Source organism: Spirulina major PCC 6313, assembly GCF_001890765.1.
In the GTDB taxonomy this organism is placed as follows: domain Bacteria; phylum Cyanobacteriota; class Cyanobacteriia; order Cyanobacteriales; family Spirulinaceae; genus Spirulina; species Spirulina major.
The window spans coordinates 1,644,052-1,661,816 of sequence record NZ_KV878783.1; the positions used below are offsets into that span (position 1 = coordinate 1,644,052).

Here is a 17,765-nt window from a genome sequence, read left to right on the forward strand (position 1 = left end):
TTGGTGAGTGGTCAGGGTTTTCAGCCGGAATAGTGGGTTCTGATGGAGATGGGGTTTGATCGATCCGGATGGATGAAATGAGTGTGCTGGGCCGTGGGCGATCGCACTCCCTTCATTCTATCGCTGTTGCGATCGCCCTGCCGCATCCCTCGCCCCCAACCGGGATCATGTTGACCCTTGGCCCTCCTGACTGGCTTCCAATTGGAGCACCACGAGGGTCATATCATCCTTGTAGGTGTCGCCATCCCCGACAAAACGCTGCACCTGATCAAAAAGATGATCCAGGATCGCCTGAGCGTCGTAGCCTTCTTGGCAGGCCCATTCAAAGGCGGTGTTGAAGCGGTCTTCATCAAAGCGGTCGCCTGATTGACTCATCGCATCCGTGAAGCCATCGGTGAAATAGACCACGGTATCCCCCGGCGCGAGTTGGACTTGGGCATCTTCATAGACCGAGTCGATATCAAGGCCGATCAGCATGCCCCAGGTATCCAGCTTGTGGAGCGATCGCGTTCGCGCCTGCCAGAGCAGGGGGGGATGGTGCGCCGCATTGGTATAGGACAGCAGCCGCGTTTGGGGGTTGTATTCGGAATAGAACAGCGTCAGGAAACGATGGGAATTGTCAAGATCCGCGTACATCACCTGATTGAGGTGTTGCACAATTTGCGCCGGACTGTGGCGGTTCAGTACTTCCGCCCGGAGCATTCCCCGCGTCATCGTCATAATTAACCCCGCCGGAACCCCTTTCCCCATCACATCCCCGATCACAATACTCCAGGGCGAAGTCGTCAGCACCGGATCTTCGTGGCTAAATTGGTCGTAGGTGGTGGGAATAAAGTCGTAGTAGTCGCCGCCGACCCGATTCGCAGTTTTACAACTGGCGGCAATATTGACCCCGGCAATGGTGGGGCAGTGATGGGGCAAGAGGTGATCTTGGATTTCTGAGGCAATTTCTAGCTCGCGATCGAGGCGTTCTTTTTGGCGGAGTTCGTTGGTCATTTCTTGGTTAGCGATCGCCACCGCCGTTTGATCCGCCACCAACTGCACCAACTTGCGCCGCGTCGAAGTCCATTGATAACTCGTGTCATCACTGAAAATATAGAGCCGGCCCCGTTCTTGATTTTTCACCAAAATCGGCGTGCCAAACAACTGCACCGTTTGCCCAAAATAGTCTTGCAGCCGTTGATCCAACACCGCCGATTGAAACCCGGCCGCCTGAGCCGCGATCGCATCTTGGTTTTGGTCAAACGTGCGAGTAATCGTTTCCAAGGCCCGCCGAATATCACGGCAGGCATGGCCCTCTTGGCAGTGCAATTGTTCGAGGCGGGGCTTCCCGTCAGGACGCACCAACACCAACGCCCCTCCATCCGCATCGGTCACCCGCGCCGCCATTAACGGCACAATCTCTAAAAACTGATTGAGATTATTAAAACTGCGCAGGGCAAAACCCAAGGAACTGAGGAGGTTTTGAATCCGGTTTTGTTCTCGATACAGCCGCGCTACGAGTTCCTTTAGGGCAGCAACCGCAGTCGCCTCAGGGGTTCGAGTTGAGGCGAGATCTGAATTGGAAGAGGGGGGAAGCGGTGCGGCCATCATTGCTGTTGAGTTGTGCAGGCACAGGGAATTTTAAATCAAACAGAAGCCTCACTGGAGGCTTCATGATCAGCGCAGCTTCAACGCCTATTGGGGGGGGCAGAGGCGAGGTAAGTCGCGCTTACGATCATGAGGTAGTCTCAAAATCAATAGCACACCTCAGCATTTCTGTCAATTTCTTGAGGCAGTATTTTTACTCACTGAGCAGAGCTTCGACAAATTCATAGCTTGAGAAGGGGCGCAGGTCTTCAATCCCTTCCCCAGCCCCAATAAACCGGATGGGTAGGTTCAATTGTTGGGCAACGGCGAGGGCAACGCCCCCCTTGGCGGTGCCGTCCAATTTCGTGAGGACAACACCGCTTAACTGGGCGGATTCCGAAAAGACTTGGGCTTGGCGCAGTCCGTTTTGGCCGAGGGTTGCATCCAGGACGAGGAGGGATTCAATCACGGCGTTGGGGGCTTTTTTGTCGATGATGCGGCGGATTTTGCTGAGTTCCTCCATCAGGTTTTGTTTGTTTTGGAGGCGGCCCGCGGTATCAACGAGCAATAGTTGGGTGTTGCGGGCTTGGGCAGCGGCGATCGCATCATAAACCACCGCCGCCGGATCGGTATTTTTGCCGGGGTTGGCAATCACGGCGGTTTGGGTGCGATCGCCCCACACTTTCACCTGTTCCACGGCGGCGGCTCGGAAGGTGTCCGCAGCGGCAATCAGGCAGGGATAGCCGGACTTTTGGGCCAGGTTAGCCAATTTGCCGATGGTGGTGGTTTTCCCGGCCCCATTGACCCCGGTCATCAGCCAAATATTCAGACAATTATCAACGGGGACAAGGGCGGCATTATGCGGATCGGGGAGGGGTTGATCGAGAATGCTACAGAGAATTTCTTTAAGGTAGGCGATCGCTTCATCCGGCGGTAACGCATCTTCCCGCAGGCGATTTTGCAGGGTTTCAATAATATGATCCGTCGCCACTACCCCCACATCCGCTTGCAGCAAGAGGGCCTCAATTTCCAGGACGGCTTCGTCATTGAGGGGGCCTTGGCCCACCACCGCTTTTAACTGGTTAACCAAGCTGCGCCGCGTCTTACCAAGGCCGTCCCGCAACCGTTTGAGCCAGCTAATTTCTTCAAGATCGATATCTTCGGGGCGGCGACCCTGTTCAGCGAGAATCTTCGCCGACCACATAAAGTCATCGTCAAAGGCCATCGCGGGTTCGGGTTCATCGTCAGCGATCGCCGTTTCCTTCAGACGCTCCAACCCATCAGATTTTTTCATCCACGCCGGTTGGGGCGAACTGGGGGCGGGTTCCGGTTCCGGCGTTGGTTCTGGTGCGATCGGCTCCGCTGGTTCTGGTTCCGGTGCGAGCGTTTCTACGGCGGCGGCCGGTGTGGGTTCAGAGTCCTCGGCGACGGGGTCGGATGCAGACGAATCAGGCTCGGAGCGTGCCGGTTCCGGGTCTGCGGGAGGGGTTGGCTCGTCGGGTTCTGGTTCCGGTTCAACCGTGGCAGTTGGGGCGGGTTCGGATTGCTGACCTTGGATATTTTGATAAGCGGCCTTGGCCCATTGAAGATAGTCAAGCGCAGGATCAGTCTCCTCCGATGTTGGGGCAGGCTCCTCGCTGGGAGTTTCCTTCACCTCCGGCTGGGGTGAGTCTGAAACCGGGTCGTCTTGCTTTTTTTTGCGCTTGAACCAATTAAACACGGGCATTACCTTCTGACGATGTTCATCTCAATTAAAATCGCTACTCTATAGACTAGTATGCCGGAAGCCGCGATCGCACCGGATCAAACCACAGGTTTCCCCCCTTGACAAGCTCGATATCTCCCGGCATGGGATCTTCCCAAAAGCCAAGCGAGCACAACGCGATCGCCATGACACCGCATCATAAAAGTAGAATGCAGCGGCAATGGGTGCAGGGGTTCCGGGCAGTCTGGTAGACTCTGGGAGCTTGCCCGATCGCACCCATTGGCTCAGCCTCATGAACCCTAATGATTAACACTGTCATTCTTTTAACCGCAGACGCAGGATCAGAGGCGATCGCCTCCCACCTTCACACCGCAATTCAGGCGATGAATCCTGAGGTAACCATAACCCACCAGGCCGCCGCCCCAAGGTATCCCGCCGCCCCGCCTGCCACCCTGATTTGTCCCCTTAGCCTTGATCTGCCCGCCGCCGCCCCGCCCGCCTATACCCAATGGCAAGATCTTGCCGCTCAACGCACTTGGGCAACACAGTTAGACTACGCCACCGGGGACGGCGATCTGTGGCTGCCAATTATCTGGACGGCCAAAGGCCCCCTGTATGGCGAAGCAATTGACCCGTCCGACCATGCACCCTATCCCCACCCCCTCAACGATGCCCAACGCCAACCCCTCTACGCCCTCGCCTACCAACTCTTGAGCCATTATCAGGCGATGCCGTCGGTGTATATGCTGGGGTTTCGGGTGGTGGGAGATCTAGAGATTCAGTTTGATCGGGTGATTCCCTTTCCGAATCCGGCGGCGATCGCATCCCTCGGCCGCCAAACCCCTGACCTGTTCACCTGTCATTGGCTCTGCCTCAGTGGGCAACCGATCCGCGATGTGACGGTCTTACCCGCAGCGATCGCTTAAATCTACAAATCCGGGCCGTAGGGGAAATAGTAGAGCACCTGCCCTAACTCATTGCGGAGGATGGTGGTGGTATCGGGGTTATCGAGGCGTTGGGAAACAGCGATCGCATTTTCGTAGAGTTCCCGCGCCTTGGGCCAACGTCGCAACAGCACATGATACTGGGCGTAAAGATGCAACGCCCGTAACTCCCGGCGGGGTTCTTCGGTTTGACGGGCTAAATTAATCCAATCATCCAAAGCCTGGAACGCATTCACCCAGCGTTGGGTGCGTCCGTAGGAATAGGCCAACCCTTCAAAGGCGCGAAATTGGTTATGAATGTCCCCCTCTTCTTCGGCATACCACCGGGCGAGGCGATATTCTGCCAGGGCTTGATCATGGCGATCGAGGGCTTGATAGGCATCCCCCACGTTATTGAGGGTGTAGGCATGGCCGCCAATGTGGGGATACCGTCGCCGCAGGGGCCAGGCGATTTCGTAGGCCGCGATCGCCCCCGTATAGTCCCCCATTTGCGCCTTCGCCAGCCCCAAATTACTCAAGCTCAACCCTTCCCCGGCTTCGCTGCCGATGGTCTGGGCCAACTCGGCGGCAGCGGCGAAACTCTCCGCCGCACTCTGGGGATCGCTGCGGTTGAGGAGCATCGTACCAAGATTATTCAAGGCATACACTTGACGAAACGCATTGCCCACATCCCGCGCTGCCCCCAAACTTTGGCGAAAAGAATATTCCGCCTCGTTGAAATAGCCCAACTGGAGATAGGCAATCCCCAGATGCTCATGCACCACCCCGATCGCGCCGAGATCTTGCAATTCCGTATATTGCACCAAGGCCCCCCGCCACAGTTGCACCGCTTTCGCGAGTTCGCCCGCCTCTGCTGCGGCTTGGGCCAGTTGGAAGAGGCGATTGGCGGCGGCGTGGGCGGGGGTGTTGGGTTGATCAATGGGGGGAATTTCTAACTGTTGGTCGAGAAAGTCGATCCCTTGGGCAAGACTGGGGGACGACAACCCTACGATGGCCCAGAGAGCGATCGCGCCCCCCGGTAGCCAGGGGCACAGTTGCGCAAGTCGAGAAGAGAAAGCCGTCACGATGATCCACCCGTGCGAAATAAAACCAACCTTGAGCCTAATGCCCGACCCCAATATAGCGGAAGCCCGCCGCCTCGGCAGCCTTGCGATCGAGGAAATTCCGACCATCAATAATCACAGGGGTATGCATTAACGCCGCGAGTTTTTGATAGTCCAACGCTGCGAACTGTTGCCAGTCCGTCACCAACACCAAAGCATCACAGCCATCGGCCAAGCGATCGATATCGGTTTCCACCATCACCCCAGACAGGCCTTGACCAATGCCGGTTTGGGACACGATCGGGTCGTAGGCTTTCACCTTCGCGCCGAGGCGGTTGAGTTGTTCGATCAAGTCCAGGGAGGGCGCATCGCGCATATCGTCGGTGTCGGGCTTGAAGGTTAAGCCTAGGAGGCCGACCACTTTCCCTTTCAGGATTTTGAGTTCCTGTTGGAGTTTTTCTAAGGTGATCAACCGTTGGCGTTTGTTGACGCTGACGGCGGACTTTAAGAGTTCGGCATCATAGCCGTAGTCGTCGGCGGTGTGGATCAAGGCGGATACATCTTTCGGGAAACAGGAGCCGCCCCACCCTAAACCGGCTTGGAGAAATTTGGAGCCGATCCGGGAATCGAGGCCGATTCCTTCAGCGACTTGGGTGACATCTGCACCGACGCGATCGCAAATATTCGCGATTTCGTTAATAAAACTAATCTTCGTCGCCAAGAAAGAATTGGCCGCGTATTTGATCATCTCCGCCGAATTGAGATCCGTCGCCACCACCGGCACCGGCGGCAGGGTTTGATCATCGGCAAAGGTGCGGTCTACCAAGGGTTGATAGAGTTCCTTCATCCGATCAATCGCCTGCTGGCTGTTGCTGCCGAGAACGATGCGATCGGGGTTAAAGGTGTCAAACACCGCCGACCCCTCCCGCAAAAATTCCGGGTTACTGACCACATCAAAGGGCGCATCTGCCTCGGATACGGTGCTGTTGCTCTGTTCCGACAGCCCATCGAGGACAATCATCCGCACCCAATCCCCCGACCCGATCGGCACAGTGGATTTATTGACAATCACCTTATAGCCGCCTTTGAGATGTTGGCCGATGCCCTTCGCCACGGCTTCCACGTAGCGGGTATCGCTTTCCCCCGTCGGCAGGGCCGGGGTTCCCACGGCGATAAAGAGCACCTCGCCATGCTCTACGCCATAGCCTAAATCTGAGGTGAATTCTAACCGGCCGGCTTCCATGCAGGATTTCATCAATTCCGACAAGCCCGGCTCATAGATGGGGGATTGACCCGATCGCATCAATTGCACTTTCTGCTCATTGTTATCCACGCAAATCACATGGTGGCCAATCTGCGCCAGGCAAACCCCGGTCACTAACCCTACATACCCTGTTCCAATTACACACACTTGCATGGCTTTCACTTATTCCTATGGCTGTACAACAATTTCAGATCGCGGTGACACGCTTGCACCCCTACGGAGTTTGGAGGCGATCGCGGAAATAGGCGATCGTTTTCGTTAACCCCTCATCCAGAGGAATCGTTGGCTCCCAACCCAACCAATTTTTAGCACGGGTAATGTCCGGTTGCCGCTGTTTTGGATCATCTTGGGGCAACGGTTCAAACACCAGATCCGCATCCGGATTAATCCGCTGTTGAATCGTTTGTGCCAACTCTAAAATCGTATATTCCCCCGGATTGCCAATATTCACCGGCTCTGTACGATCACTCGCCATCAAGCGCAAAAACCCCTCCACCAAATCCGACACATAACAAAAACTCCGGGTTTGCGACCCATCCCCGTACACCGTCAAGGGCTTGCCCTGCAACGCTTGAACAATAAAATTACTCACCACTCGGCCATCATTGGGCAGCATCCGAGGGCCGTAGGTGTTGAAAATTCGCACCACGCGCACCTCTAAACCATGCTCGCGGTGATAATCATAGGTCAAGGTTTCCGCCATCCGTTTCCCTTCGTCGTAGCAGGCACGAATCCCGGTACAGTTCACATTGCCGCGATAGGCCTCGGATTGAGGATGCACATCCGGATCACCATACACCTCCGAAGTTGAGGCGAGAAAAAAGCGAGCACCCACTCGTTTCGCCAGCCCCAGCATATTGATTGTCCCCAGCACATTGGTTTTGACGGTTTTAATCGGGTTGAACTGATAATGAACGGGAGAGGCGGGACAAGCCAGGTGATAGACTTGATCCACTTCAAGGCGAATCGGTTCCGTAATATCGTGGCGAATCAGTTCAAAATTGGGATTGTTGAACCAATGCAAAAGATTGCGTTTATTCCCGGTATAGAAATTATCTAGGCAAATAACTTCATGATCTTGCTGCATGAGGCGATCGATGAGGTGAGAGCCTAAAAAACCAGCACCACCGGTGACGAGGATGCGCATGATTTGCTTGGGGGTAATTTTTAGCCTTCACTCTAACATGCAGGGAGTTGGCAGGGCGATCGACTGCTGCGATCGCCCCGGAGGCTTTTTAAAAATTTGTGCTATTATTCCTTCTTAAGCAAGTCAGCCTAGTTCATCGTTGACCTGAATCGCTAGTTCAGGCGCACGAGGAAACGGAGGAACCAAACCCTGGGGCGTAAGCTTAGAAAGACTCAAGGACAACGCAACTCTGTTCCTTGACGGATCTAAACGGGACATCTCTCAGTCCTAGCCCGTCAGCTAACTTCGTCGGCATTGAGAGGAGACTGAAAGACAGCATTTTTCCCAAAATGGTGGCTCTGCATTCAGTGTTCCTTGGCTCGTACTGCTATGACTTGCGTTTGTACCTGCCACGAATCTGGAGTCTGTGATATGGCCATCTCATCCTAAATACCGTGGGTATTCAATACCCGTTAAACTCCTAACTTTTTTGCCCTGATGGGTTTCCTGTGATGTCAGGGTTTGCTTCTTAAATCGAACTCTTGAGCGATCCAGAAATGCTGGGGTGACTCGATGTTTGCTGCTCGGTTTTTTATCGCACCTTCATGAGAAGGTGTTACAACACTATGGATTATGGTGCAGCTTGGATTGCTGGGGGAACGTTTGTTGTTGTCATTGGGGCGATCGTTTCAGAGAAATTACATCTGACGATCGCTGCCTTTCTGGGGGCAATGGTGTTGATTTTTGCCCATGTTTTAACCCTGTCAGAGGCGATAGATTACATCAGTCAAAGCCATGGGACATTGGCGCTCTTTTTTGGGGTGATGGTGTTAATTCGAGCCTTTGAACCGACGCAAATTTTCGCCTATCTTGCGGGACAAATGGTGAAAATTTCCCAGGGCAGTGGGAAGAGGTTGCTGTTGGGAATTGTGGCAATTACTACGCCGATTTGTGCGATTTTGCCCAATGCGACGACGGTAATGTTGTTGGCTCCATTGATTCCGCCATTGGCTCAGGATATTGGGGTGGATTTTGTGCCGCTGCTGATTTTGATGGTGTTGGTTGCCAATAGTGCGGGGTTGTTGACGTTGGTGGGTGATCCGGCGACGTTTATTGTGGGACAGGGGGTCAATATGAGTTTTGGGGATTATCTCCAGCGGTTGAGTTTGGGGGGGGTGTTGGCGATCGCTGTAATCGTCGTGCTCCTGCCGGTGCTCTTTCCGACCATTTGGCGGACGCAGTTTACGGGGTGCGATCGCCTTAAACTCCCCCAAATTAACCATCCCCGCGTGTTAGCCGTGGGCAGTGGGATCATCCTCCTCGTCTTGGTGCTATTCGTGATCGGAGAATCCTTGCCCTTCCCCATTCAACCGGCAGCCGTGGCGTTACTCGGTGCCGGTCTCGCCCTCCTCCTCGCCCACCACAGCAAAATTGACACCGTCAATAGCATCCTCAAAGATGTGGACTGGAGCACGCTGATTTTCTTCATGTCCATCTTTGTCTTGATCGGCAGCCTCGAAAAAACCGGCGTTGTGCAGCAGTTATCAGGACTCCTCGCCCTGGGCTTGGGTCAAAATTTGCTGCTGGCTAGCATTGTGCTGATGGTGCTCGTCGCCCTCTTGTCGAGCGTGATTCCTAATATTCCCCTCGTCGTTGCCATGGTTCCCCTCCTCAAGGAGTACCTGTTAACAGTGAATCTAATTGACCCAGCCATGGCCAGTCCTGAGTTTACGGGCCAATTTCCCGCCGCTGTTCTTCCCTTGTTCTATGCCATGATGTTTGGGGCGACCTTGGGGGGAAACGGAACCTTGGTGGGAGCCTCGGCCAATATTGTGGCGGCGGGGGTGGCGGAATTACACGGTAGTCGGATTTCGTTTCGTCAGTTTTTGCGCTATGGTTTGCCCGTGATGGCGGCTCAGGTGGGGGTGAGTCTGGTGTTTCTGATCGTTGCCTGCTTTGGGTTGGCCGGAGGGCGGATCGGCTGACGGGGGAGCGATGGAAAACCGAGATCTGGGGTTTGCGTTCGATGAGTGTCACGGGTTACCATGATAGACTGTGTTTTTGTCAAGGTATTTAGCCGAATACTGTAGGAGGATTACGGTGACTCAACGAACTTTGCGCGGCACGAACCGCAAACAAAAGCGTCAATCGGGGTTTCGCGCTCGGATGCGCACCCACAATGGCCGACGTGTGATTGCAACCCGTCGCCGCAAAGGGCGGCATCGCTTAGCGGTTTAGGAGCTTGAGCAAACGGTGGCAACGTGGGGTTAGCCAACTGCAATCGGCTCAAGCATCGACGTGAGTTCCAAGCAGTGTACGAACGGGGCGATCGCATTCACGGTCGATATCTCACCGTGCGTTATTTGCCGATGCCATGCCCCGAAGCCCCGCCCAAAATTGGGATCACGGTGGGGAAGCGAGTCAGCAAAAAGGCTGTGGTGCGGAACCGCATTAAACGTCAAATCCGAGCCATTTTTCGCCAAATCTTACCCCAAATTGTTCCCGGCCACTGCTTGGTTGTGAATGTCAAGCCCCAAGCAATGACGTGCGAATATGAACATTTTTTGCGAGAATTAAAGCAGTTATTGACAAAAGCCGAGGTATGGCATGGGTATAAAAGAAACAGCATTTTATGAAGGTGGCCCCCATATTGGCGACTTGATTTTGAATATTTTGTTAGGGTTCACGGTAATTTGTTTACCCTTAACCGTAGGGGCCGTGGTGCGGGCCCTGTGGCTACGTTATCGGATTACCGATCGCCGCGTTTCGGTGACGGGGGGATGGCAGGGGCGCGATCGCACCGATGTTGTTTACGCTGAGGTCGCCAAGATTGCCAGCGTGTCCCGTGGGATTGGCCTCTGGGGTGATATTGTGTTGACCCTCCGGGATGGCAATCGTCTTGAATTGCGAGCCATTCCAAAATACCGTCAAATTTGTGACCACATTGCCGAGCGCACCGCCGAAAAAACTGGCATTCCCGTCGATACGATTCGGATTTAATCCCCTTCCCCTCGCTTGTGTGTCTAGACCACTGCTTTTTCGATAAAGCGACTCCACACTGCGTATTCACCCCACTTGTCCACCCAGCAGGCTCTCAATAGGCATGGATTTAGGTATCGGTTTTATCTCAACCAACATCATGTTGCCAATCCTGGATTTTTTCCATGAGATTGTGCCCAGTTACGGCTTTGCGATCATTGCCCTCACGTTGGTGATTCGCTTTGCCGTCTATCCCCTCAGTGCCGGCTCCATTCGGAATATGCGCCGCACTCGCATCGCCCAACCGGTGATGCAAAAACGGGTTAAAGAAGTCCAAGAACGCTACAAAGACGACCCGAAAAAGCTCCAAGAATCGATGAGCGAAATTTACAAAGAGTATGGCAACCCCCTCGCGGGCTGCCTGCCCTTGTTGTTGCAATTGCCGATTCTGTGGGCTTTGTTCACCACCCTGCGGGGATCGCCCTTTGCGGATATCAACTACACGGTGGATCTGCAAATTTTCCCCAGCGAAGCCACAGAACAGATTCAACCCCAAATTTTTAAAACCAAACCCCAAAACATCTACCTTAATGAAGATGTTCACTATCGCCTCGCTGCGGTGATTCCCACGGGCAATCGCCTCACCGTTGGTGAGACGATTCACCCGGAATTCCAATCGGAAGAAGGGACAAGTTTTGCGAGTCTGCGCCAGGAATATGAAACCAGTCAGGTAACACCTGCATGGACGGTCACCAAGGGCGAAGGCAATGTGGAAATTGCCCCCGATGGGACGGTGACAGCGATCGCCCCTGGTGAAGTCACCCTCCAAGGCACGATTCCCGGTCTCGCCGCCAATGAAGGTTTCCTCTTCATCAATGCCCTCGGCCGAGTTGGTGCGAAGGGTGAAAACGGTGCGATCCACTGGGATATTGTCGGCATGGTGCTGTTCTTCGGGGTCAGTACCTACATCAGTCAACAACTCACCGGCGCATCGGGGGGCAGTGGCCCGCAAAACGAGCAGCAGCAAACCATTAGCAAAATCACGCCGATTCTGTTTACGGGGATGTTCCTCGTTTTTCCCTTACCGGCGGGGGTGCTGATGTATATGACGGTGGCGAACGTGTTCCAAACGGCACAAACCTTCATTTTGATGCGGGAACCGTTACCGGAAAACCTGCAAAAACTCGTAGAACAGCAGGAAAAACAAGAAGAGCGCGACAAAGGTGGCCGGGGAGATTTGCCCTTTGAGCCGAAGCGATCGAAGAAGAAAGAAAAAGCCTCTGGTTAAGGGGCGATCTGCCATGGCGAGCGAGTTGATGATGCGGGTATTGTGATCGCTTGTCTGCCATGGCTTGGTAATTAATGGCAGGCGCACAAGCGCGTCAGGACGAACATGAGTGAGCAAATCGAACAGGGGCAACTGTGGCTAACCCAGTTGTTGACCCTGATGGGGGTTCCCTGTGGGGTGGAATGCAGTCAATCGGCAAAAGATGGGCCCTATTGGCTGACGATCGCCGCACAGGATCTCGAACCGGAACAGATTGAATGGTTGATTGGCGATCGCGGCAAACTGATCGATACGATCCAATACCTCGCCAATACCCTGTTGAATGCGAGTCACGATCGCCCGGTGCAGCATCCCTATACCGTGGAATTGGCGGACTATCGGGTACGCCGTCAGGCGGAACTTGAAGCCCTAGTGGATCAGGTGGCGCAGAAGGTACGGGCAACGGGGCAGGAAGTGGAGTTGATGGATCTATCCGCTGCTGAACGTCGCCAAATTCATACTTTGTTTAAAGAGAGCGAAGATTTAACGACGGAAAGCCGGGGCGCAGAACCCCACCGCCGTTTGTTTGTGTTGCGCCGTAAGCTGAGATAGCAGCGGGAGGGACGAATGCAGCCAATTTTTATTCCGAATCTGTTGCAGCTTCCGGAACGAACGGAAGAGTTTGAGCTTGAAGAGTTTATTGAGGGACTAGAAACCCTGACTCCGGTGCGGGGCAGCTTGAGTGTGACGCACCAAAGCACCTATTTGGATGTGCGATCGCAAGCGGAAACCATCGCCACCTTGGTCTGTCATCGCTGTTTAGCCCATTACAACCACCGTTTGCAAGTTGACACCCAAGAATTAATCTGGCTCGAAGCTCCCAAACCCGATCACCCCAGCGCCGACGAAAATCAAGGCGATGAACTCCTCGAAACCCTCCCCCCCAACGGACATTTTGACCCCCAAGAGTGGCTTTATGAGCAGTTGAGCTTGGCGTTGCCGTTTCAGCAGGTCTGTAGTGATGATTGTCCGGGGATCGCGGTAGAGACTCCCCAGGAGAGCGCCGATGTGGATAGTCGGTGGGCGAGCTTGGCAAGCTTAAAAGAACAACTCTCGCAACGCGAGGATTGATGGCATGGCATTTCGAGATGAGTTTGAGTTACTACTGCGGGCCTGCTATCCGCTGATCTACATCCCAACGGCGGAGGAAGAACGCCTTGAGGGTGCGATCGCAGCATCGGCCCAAACGGTGGGCAATCGCACCGTCTACCTGTGGGACTTTGTCGAAGGCTATCAACATAATCCGAATCATAACGGCGTGGGGCGGCGCAATCCGTTGCAGGCGTTGGAATTATTGGAGAAACTTCCCGAACAAGCGGCGGGTGTCTTTGTGTTGCGAGATTTTCACCGTTTTTTAGAGGATATTTCAATCACGCGGAAATTGCGGAACTTGGCGCGATCGCTCAAATCCCAACCCAAAACCCTCGTGGTCGTTGCTCCCTCGATCTCCATCCCCCCCGAACTCACCGAAGTGTTTACCATCGTTGATTTTCCCCTGCCCACGGCGGCGGAACTGCGGGGAGAAATGCAGCGGCTCTTGGTGGGGCAATCCCTGCCGGAAACGCTGCTGGATGCTTTGGTGCGAGCCTCCCAAGGGCTGCCCCTCGAACGGGTGCGGCGGGTGTTGACGCGGGCGATCGCTGCCCACGGCAAACTCGAAGCCGATGATGTGGAATTGATCCTCGCCGAAAAACGCCAATCGATCCGCCAAACCCAAATCCTCGACTTTTACCCCGCCACCGAACAGATCACCGACATCGGCGGCCTCGATAACCTCAAAGATTGGCTGTTGCGGCGGGGCGGAGCATTCAGCGATCGCGCCCGCGCCTACGGCCTGCCCCATCCGCGCGGCCTGCTCCTGGTGGGAATTCAAGGCACGGGAAAATCCCTGACGGCAAAAGCGATCGCCCACCATTGGCACTTACCCTTACTGCGGCTCGATGTGGGGCGACTCTTCGGCGGCCTCGTCGGTGAATCAGAATCCCGCACCCGCCAAATGATCACCCTGGCCGAAGCCCTCTCCCCTTGCATTCTCTGGATCGACGAAATCGACAAAGCCTTTGCCGGAGCCGATGGGAAAGGGGATTCCGGCACCACCAGCCGCGTGTTTGGCACCTTCATTACCTGGCTGGCCGAAAAAACCACCCCCGTCTTCGTCGTCGCCACCGCCAACAATATCCAAAGCCTCCCCCCGGAAATGCTCCGCAAAGGTCGCTTTGATGAAATCTTTTTCGTCGGCCTCCCTTCCCAAGGGGAACGCAAGGAAATCTTCACCGTCCACCTTAGCCGCCTCCGCCCTCATAATTTACAAGCGTATGATTGCGATCGCCTCGCCTACGAAACCCCCGACTTTTCCGGCGCGGAAATCGAACAAACCCTAATCGAAGCGATGCACATCGGTTTCAGCCAAAACCGCGACTTTACCACCGACGACATTCTCACCGCCGCCAGCCAAATCATCCCCCTCGCCCGCACCGCCAAGGAACAAATCCAATTCCTCCAAGCCTGGGCCGATGCGGGGAAAGCGCGGCTTGCGTCGCGGCGCGGTTCTCTCGGTTCGCTGTAGGTGCGATCGCCTCATCAATCGGGCGCGATACAATTGAATGGCTCAACATGCCTTTGACATGATGGACACTCTAGCCATTGAACGTCATCTGAAAACCCTGGCGCAACTCCAGACAGAGTTCGGCTTACAACGGGCTGAGGCTGAAGACTTTTTTGAAGAATGGCTGACCGGGTTGCCCAGCTTGACGGCGGCGGAACAGACCGCCCTTGACCAGATTCGGGAGCGATACCACTACCAGTTTTCGGAAGGGCGTTTAGGCGAGGAGACAATCAAACTGATCGTCCTGTCGCCTTTGTTGCAATTGGCGGGTTTTTATAATCCCCCCTTTCAGTTTCGCGCTGAGGAAACTATTTATTTGGATGTGCCTACGGAGAAACGTCGTTACCGGGGCCGAATCGATGCCCTCGTTTTGCAGGAACAGTTTTGGGTGATTGCGATCGAATCGAAAGAGACAAACTTTTCGGTAGACTTAGCAGTTCCTCAAGTTCTCGCCTATCTACTCGCCAATCCTCACCCTAAATACTGCACCTACGGCATGGTGACGAATGGGGGGAGTTTCGTTTTCACAAAATTGCAATCTGGGACTGTTCCGCAATACGAAATGTCGGATGTATTCTCATTGCTCCCTCGTCAAAATCGTTTGTATGATGTGCTGCAAATCCTGAAGCGGATCGGGCAAGTGGTGCTAGATGTCCCTGAATCTGGGGATTGACGGCCCAGGATTATTCTTGGGGGATGGGTTGGGGTTGACGATGGGGGAAGGGCGATCGCACCTCCGGCAAGCCGCCTAAAATTCGCTCCAACATCGGGCGCACCTTCGCCACCTGTTCAGCGCGAATAATCATGTCCCACAGCGGCTCGAACTTCTTCCAACCCCCGGCATAGGCTAGATGGCGGGCGCGATGTTCCCAGGTGGGTTTTTGCCAAGCCCCTTGGAAAATCGCCGACCAGCGGTAAAACTGCTGATACGATCGCCAATACAACGCCTCCAGTTCCGCCGCGTCGATTTGGGCCGGTTGGAAGACCACATGGCGGGTGTCGTAGTCGGGCCAATGGTGATGGAGGAGGCGGCTTTGGGCGGCCATGCGATCATAAAGGGCCGTGCCGGGGTAAGGGGTGAGAATGTGAAACGTGGCGGTTTCGATGCCCTGTTGAACCGCCCATTCCACGGTGCGATCGCCCACGGACGGATCATCCTCATCCATGCCATAGACAAAACTACCGTTAATCATCACGCCAAACTCATGGAGGCGACGAATCGCGGCGGTGTAGTCCCGGTTGAGGTTGTGATATTTATGCTGGGCGCGGAGGTTTGCTTCGTTGAGAGTTTCAAAGCCCACAAATAAACTCCGCAACCCGCTTTCCACGGCTTTTTCCAATAAACCGGGTTGCAAAATGGCGTGAACGGTTCCCGCCGCTTGCCAGACCCGATTCATCCCCCGCATCCCCTCAAATAATGCCGCTGCAAATTGCGCATTGCCAAAGAGATGATCATCTAAGAAAAAGAGATGACGGCCTGGGAGTCGCTCAATTTCGGCCAAGGCTTCGTCCACGGCTTGGGTGTAGAAAGATTTGCCCCCCTGATAGAACGCATCTTTATAACAAAAGTCGCAATGGTGGGGACAGCCCCGCGAAACCACGATGGAATTGGGTACGAGATAGCGATCGCGCTGAATCAGGTCGCGGCGAATGGGGGGAACACCGAGGAGCGATCGCACCGTTGAACGATACAGCGATTGAACTGTCCCGCTGTGCCAATCCGCCCAAAACTGCGGCCAGGTATCCTCACCGGGGCCGAGGAAAATCGTATCAGCGTGCTGGGCGGCTTCCTCCGGTAAGGCCGTCACATGGAGGCCGCCCAGGCAGACATAGGCCCCCCGCGCCCGGTAGTGATCCGCCAATTCATAGGCCCGAAACGCAGACGTGATATAAACCTGAATCACCACCAAATCCGGGTCATCATCCAGGGTCAAGGGTTGAACATGTTCATCTTGAAGCTCGATCTCGGCATCGTCGGGGCAGAAGGATGCGATCGTCGCTAATCCCAAGGGCGGAAAGAGGGAATACTTGATGGGCCGCCAATGGGGGCTGAGGGCTTCGGTGAGCGCCGGAAGAATCATCTTGATACGCATGGCAAGGGTAAAAAATACGGTATTTACCCACCCTCACGCCCAGAAAATTCGATTCCATCTAGTGCCCATCAAGAATTATTGCGGGATATTGCAGCTTGTTCATCCTCACCAACGTTGCGAGTCTGGCCCTGGCAGGAGTGAGCCAGAGGCTCACTCCTGCCATAACGGTAAATTCTCTGGAGTGCGAGCTTCTAGCTCGCTGCCCTCATTCAGATTCGGAATTAGTGAGCCACTCCAGCGCGATCGCACTTTCCATCGTCGTCGTCACGGGTTGGGGTGGCGGGAGTCGGCTGGGGGTGATTTGGCCGGTGATCGGGGCGGTGAATTGGGGGTCAGCACTGGCGCAGAGGGGGATATGGCGATCGCTCACGAGTAACCCCTGGGTGGGATCATAGCCATGCCAGCCTGCACCGGGGAGATAGACCTCAATCCAGGCGTGGAGGTCGCGATCGCTTTGGTCGCGATCGCCCTCCTGATAGCCACTCACAAACCGTGCCGGAATTCCCAAACTGCGGCACACCTCCATAAACAGCACCGCCCAATCTCGACAAGACCCCTGACGGCGGCGCAGCGTCACCCCCGGCAACCAGGGCGCACCGCTTGCCCGATAGATATAGTCCCAATCGGTGTAAAGCATTTGGTTGAGGCGGTTGAGGAAGTCGAGGGTATTGCCCTGGCTGTCGCTGTGGAGGTCTTGAGCAAGGGCGATCGCACCCGGATCGAAACTCGCTTGCACCGGACGGAGGTAGGGGGTGAGTTGGGCGGCGAGGCTGTGGGGATAGTCCCACGGCAGGGCCGTCGCCCAAGCATCGAGGAGGTAGTTAAAGGGGTTGGATTGCAGAGTTTCGACGGTCATTGTTGCCGTGATCGTCAGGGTGGGCGTAGGGTCGTGAAACCAAACTTTGGTGAGGGTATTGCCGTCGAGGTCGGTGAATTGCGATCGCCCCACGGGTTCCGGCGTGACTTGCAATTCCCACTGCTCTAGCCGTTGTCTCGCGTCCCCCTGGGGATAGAGGCGGATCAGATGGGGCTTGAGGATGATGCGATCGCTGTAGCGGTAGGTGGTTTTGTGGCGGATGTGGTAGCGCATAATCCTAAGGAGGGTGAGAC

17 protein-coding genes and 1 riboswitch are annotated in these 17,765 nt (G+C 55.0%); of the genes, 10 read left to right on the plus strand and 7 right to left on the minus strand.

Annotation, left to right across the window (positions count from 1 at the left end; genetic code table 11):
• Nucleotides 1-165: 165 nt before the first annotated feature.
• Nucleotides 166-1,593: a PP2C family protein-serine/threonine phosphatase gene (locus tag SPI6313_RS07080; protein WP_072620366.1), complete on the minus strand. Its 1,428-nt coding sequence runs from the start codon at nucleotides 1,591-1,593 to the stop codon at nucleotides 166-168.
• 190 nt (nucleotides 1,594-1,783) lie between these two features.
• Nucleotides 1,784-3,295, minus strand: coding sequence for a signal recognition particle-docking protein FtsY (gene ftsY / locus SPI6313_RS07085; protein ID WP_175551086.1), 1,512 nt, complete (start codon nucleotides 3,293-3,295; stop codon nucleotides 1,784-1,786).
• A gap of 281 nt (nucleotides 3,296-3,576) precedes the next feature.
• Between ftsY and SPI6313_RS07090 the strand changes: the two genes are divergently transcribed.
• Entirely contained in the window at nucleotides 3,577-4,200 is a 624-nt protein-coding gene (locus tag SPI6313_RS07090; protein WP_072620367.1) for a hypothetical protein, read from the plus strand.
• Between the two features lie 2 nt (nucleotides 4,201-4,202).
• Here the strand turns inward: SPI6313_RS07090 and SPI6313_RS07095 are convergent, their stop codons facing one another.
• The 3 genes from SPI6313_RS07095 to SPI6313_RS07105 form a co-directional block, all read right to left on the minus strand.
• On the minus strand, nucleotides 4,203-5,282 hold the full coding sequence (locus SPI6313_RS07095) for a tetratricopeptide repeat protein (protein ID WP_072620368.1): 1,080 nt from the start codon (nucleotides 5,280-5,282) through the stop codon (nucleotides 4,203-4,205).
• A 37-nt stretch (nucleotides 5,283-5,319) separates the two neighbouring features.
• Nucleotides 5,320-6,678 carry a UDP-glucose dehydrogenase family protein gene (locus tag SPI6313_RS07100; RefSeq protein ID WP_072620369.1) on the minus strand — a complete coding sequence of 453 codons (1,359 nt, stop codon included), beginning with the start codon at nucleotides 6,676-6,678 and terminating at the stop codon, nucleotides 5,320-5,322.
• 61 nt (nucleotides 6,679-6,739) lie between these two features.
• A complete protein-coding gene (locus SPI6313_RS07105) occupies nucleotides 6,740-7,672 on the minus strand; it encodes a UDP-glucuronic acid decarboxylase family protein (RefSeq protein ID WP_072620370.1) in 933 nt (310 codons plus the stop codon).
• Between the two features lie 140 nt (nucleotides 7,673-7,812).
• A riboswitch (cyclic di-AMP (ydaO/yuaA leader) is annotated at nucleotides 7,813-7,981 on the plus strand.
• Between the two features lie 296 nt (nucleotides 7,982-8,277).
• Between SPI6313_RS07105 and SPI6313_RS07110 the strand changes: the two genes are divergently transcribed.
• From SPI6313_RS07110 to SPI6313_RS07150, 9 genes are all read left to right on the plus strand, one after another.
• Nucleotides 8,278-9,636, plus strand: coding sequence for an SLC13 family permease (locus SPI6313_RS07110; RefSeq protein WP_072620371.1), 1,359 nt, complete (start codon nucleotides 8,278-8,280; stop codon nucleotides 9,634-9,636).
• A gap of 115 nt (nucleotides 9,637-9,751) precedes the next feature.
• Nucleotides 9,752-9,889: a 50S ribosomal protein L34 gene (gene rpmH / locus SPI6313_RS07115; protein WP_072620372.1), complete on the plus strand. Its 138-nt coding sequence runs from the start codon at nucleotides 9,752-9,754 to the stop codon at nucleotides 9,887-9,889.
• A gap of 23 nt (nucleotides 9,890-9,912) precedes the next feature.
• On the plus strand, nucleotides 9,913-10,287 hold the full coding sequence (gene rnpA / locus SPI6313_RS07120; protein ID WP_072620373.1) for a ribonuclease P protein component: 375 nt from the start codon (nucleotides 9,913-9,915) through the stop codon (nucleotides 10,285-10,287).
• Nucleotides 10,259-10,651 carry a PH domain-containing protein gene (locus tag SPI6313_RS07125; RefSeq protein ID WP_072620374.1) on the plus strand — a complete coding sequence of 131 codons (393 nt, stop codon included), beginning with the start codon at nucleotides 10,259-10,261 and terminating at the stop codon, nucleotides 10,649-10,651. Before rnpA ends, SPI6313_RS07125 begins: the two co-directional genes overlap by 29 nt.
• 103 nt (nucleotides 10,652-10,754) lie before the next feature.
• A complete protein-coding gene (gene yidC, locus SPI6313_RS07130; RefSeq protein WP_072620375.1) occupies nucleotides 10,755-11,918 on the plus strand; it encodes a membrane protein insertase YidC in 1,164 nt (387 codons plus the stop codon).
• A gap of 105 nt (nucleotides 11,919-12,023) precedes the next feature.
• A complete protein-coding gene (locus SPI6313_RS07135) occupies nucleotides 12,024-12,509 on the plus strand; it encodes a Jag family protein (RefSeq protein ID WP_072620376.1) in 486 nt (161 codons plus the stop codon).
• Nucleotides 12,510-12,524: 15 nt separating this feature from the next.
• Entirely contained in the window at nucleotides 12,525-13,028 is a 504-nt protein-coding gene (locus SPI6313_RS07140) for a YceD family protein (RefSeq protein WP_072620377.1), read from the plus strand.
• 4 nt (nucleotides 13,029-13,032) lie between these two features.
• Nucleotides 13,033-14,523, plus strand: coding sequence for an AAA family ATPase (locus SPI6313_RS07145; protein WP_072620378.1), 1,491 nt, complete (start codon nucleotides 13,033-13,035; stop codon nucleotides 14,521-14,523).
• 37 nt (nucleotides 14,524-14,560) lie between these two features.
• Entirely contained in the window at nucleotides 14,561-15,235 is a 675-nt protein-coding gene (locus SPI6313_RS07150) for a restriction endonuclease subunit R (RefSeq protein WP_217650523.1), read from the plus strand.
• A 10-nt stretch (nucleotides 15,236-15,245) separates the two neighbouring features.
• Here SPI6313_RS07150 and SPI6313_RS07155 read toward each other — a convergent pair whose 3' ends face one another.
• Both SPI6313_RS07155 and SPI6313_RS07160 read right to left on the minus strand, forming a co-directional pair.
• Complete coding sequence (locus SPI6313_RS07155) at nucleotides 15,246-16,655, minus strand: B12-binding domain-containing radical SAM protein (protein ID WP_072620379.1); 1,410 nt, start codon at nucleotides 16,653-16,655, stop codon at nucleotides 15,246-15,248.
• Nucleotides 16,656-16,860: 205 nt separating this feature from the next.
• Entirely contained in the window at nucleotides 16,861-17,745 is an 885-nt protein-coding gene (locus SPI6313_RS07160; RefSeq protein WP_072620380.1) for a transglutaminase family protein, read from the minus strand.
• Nucleotides 17,746-17,765 lie beyond the last annotated feature (20 nt).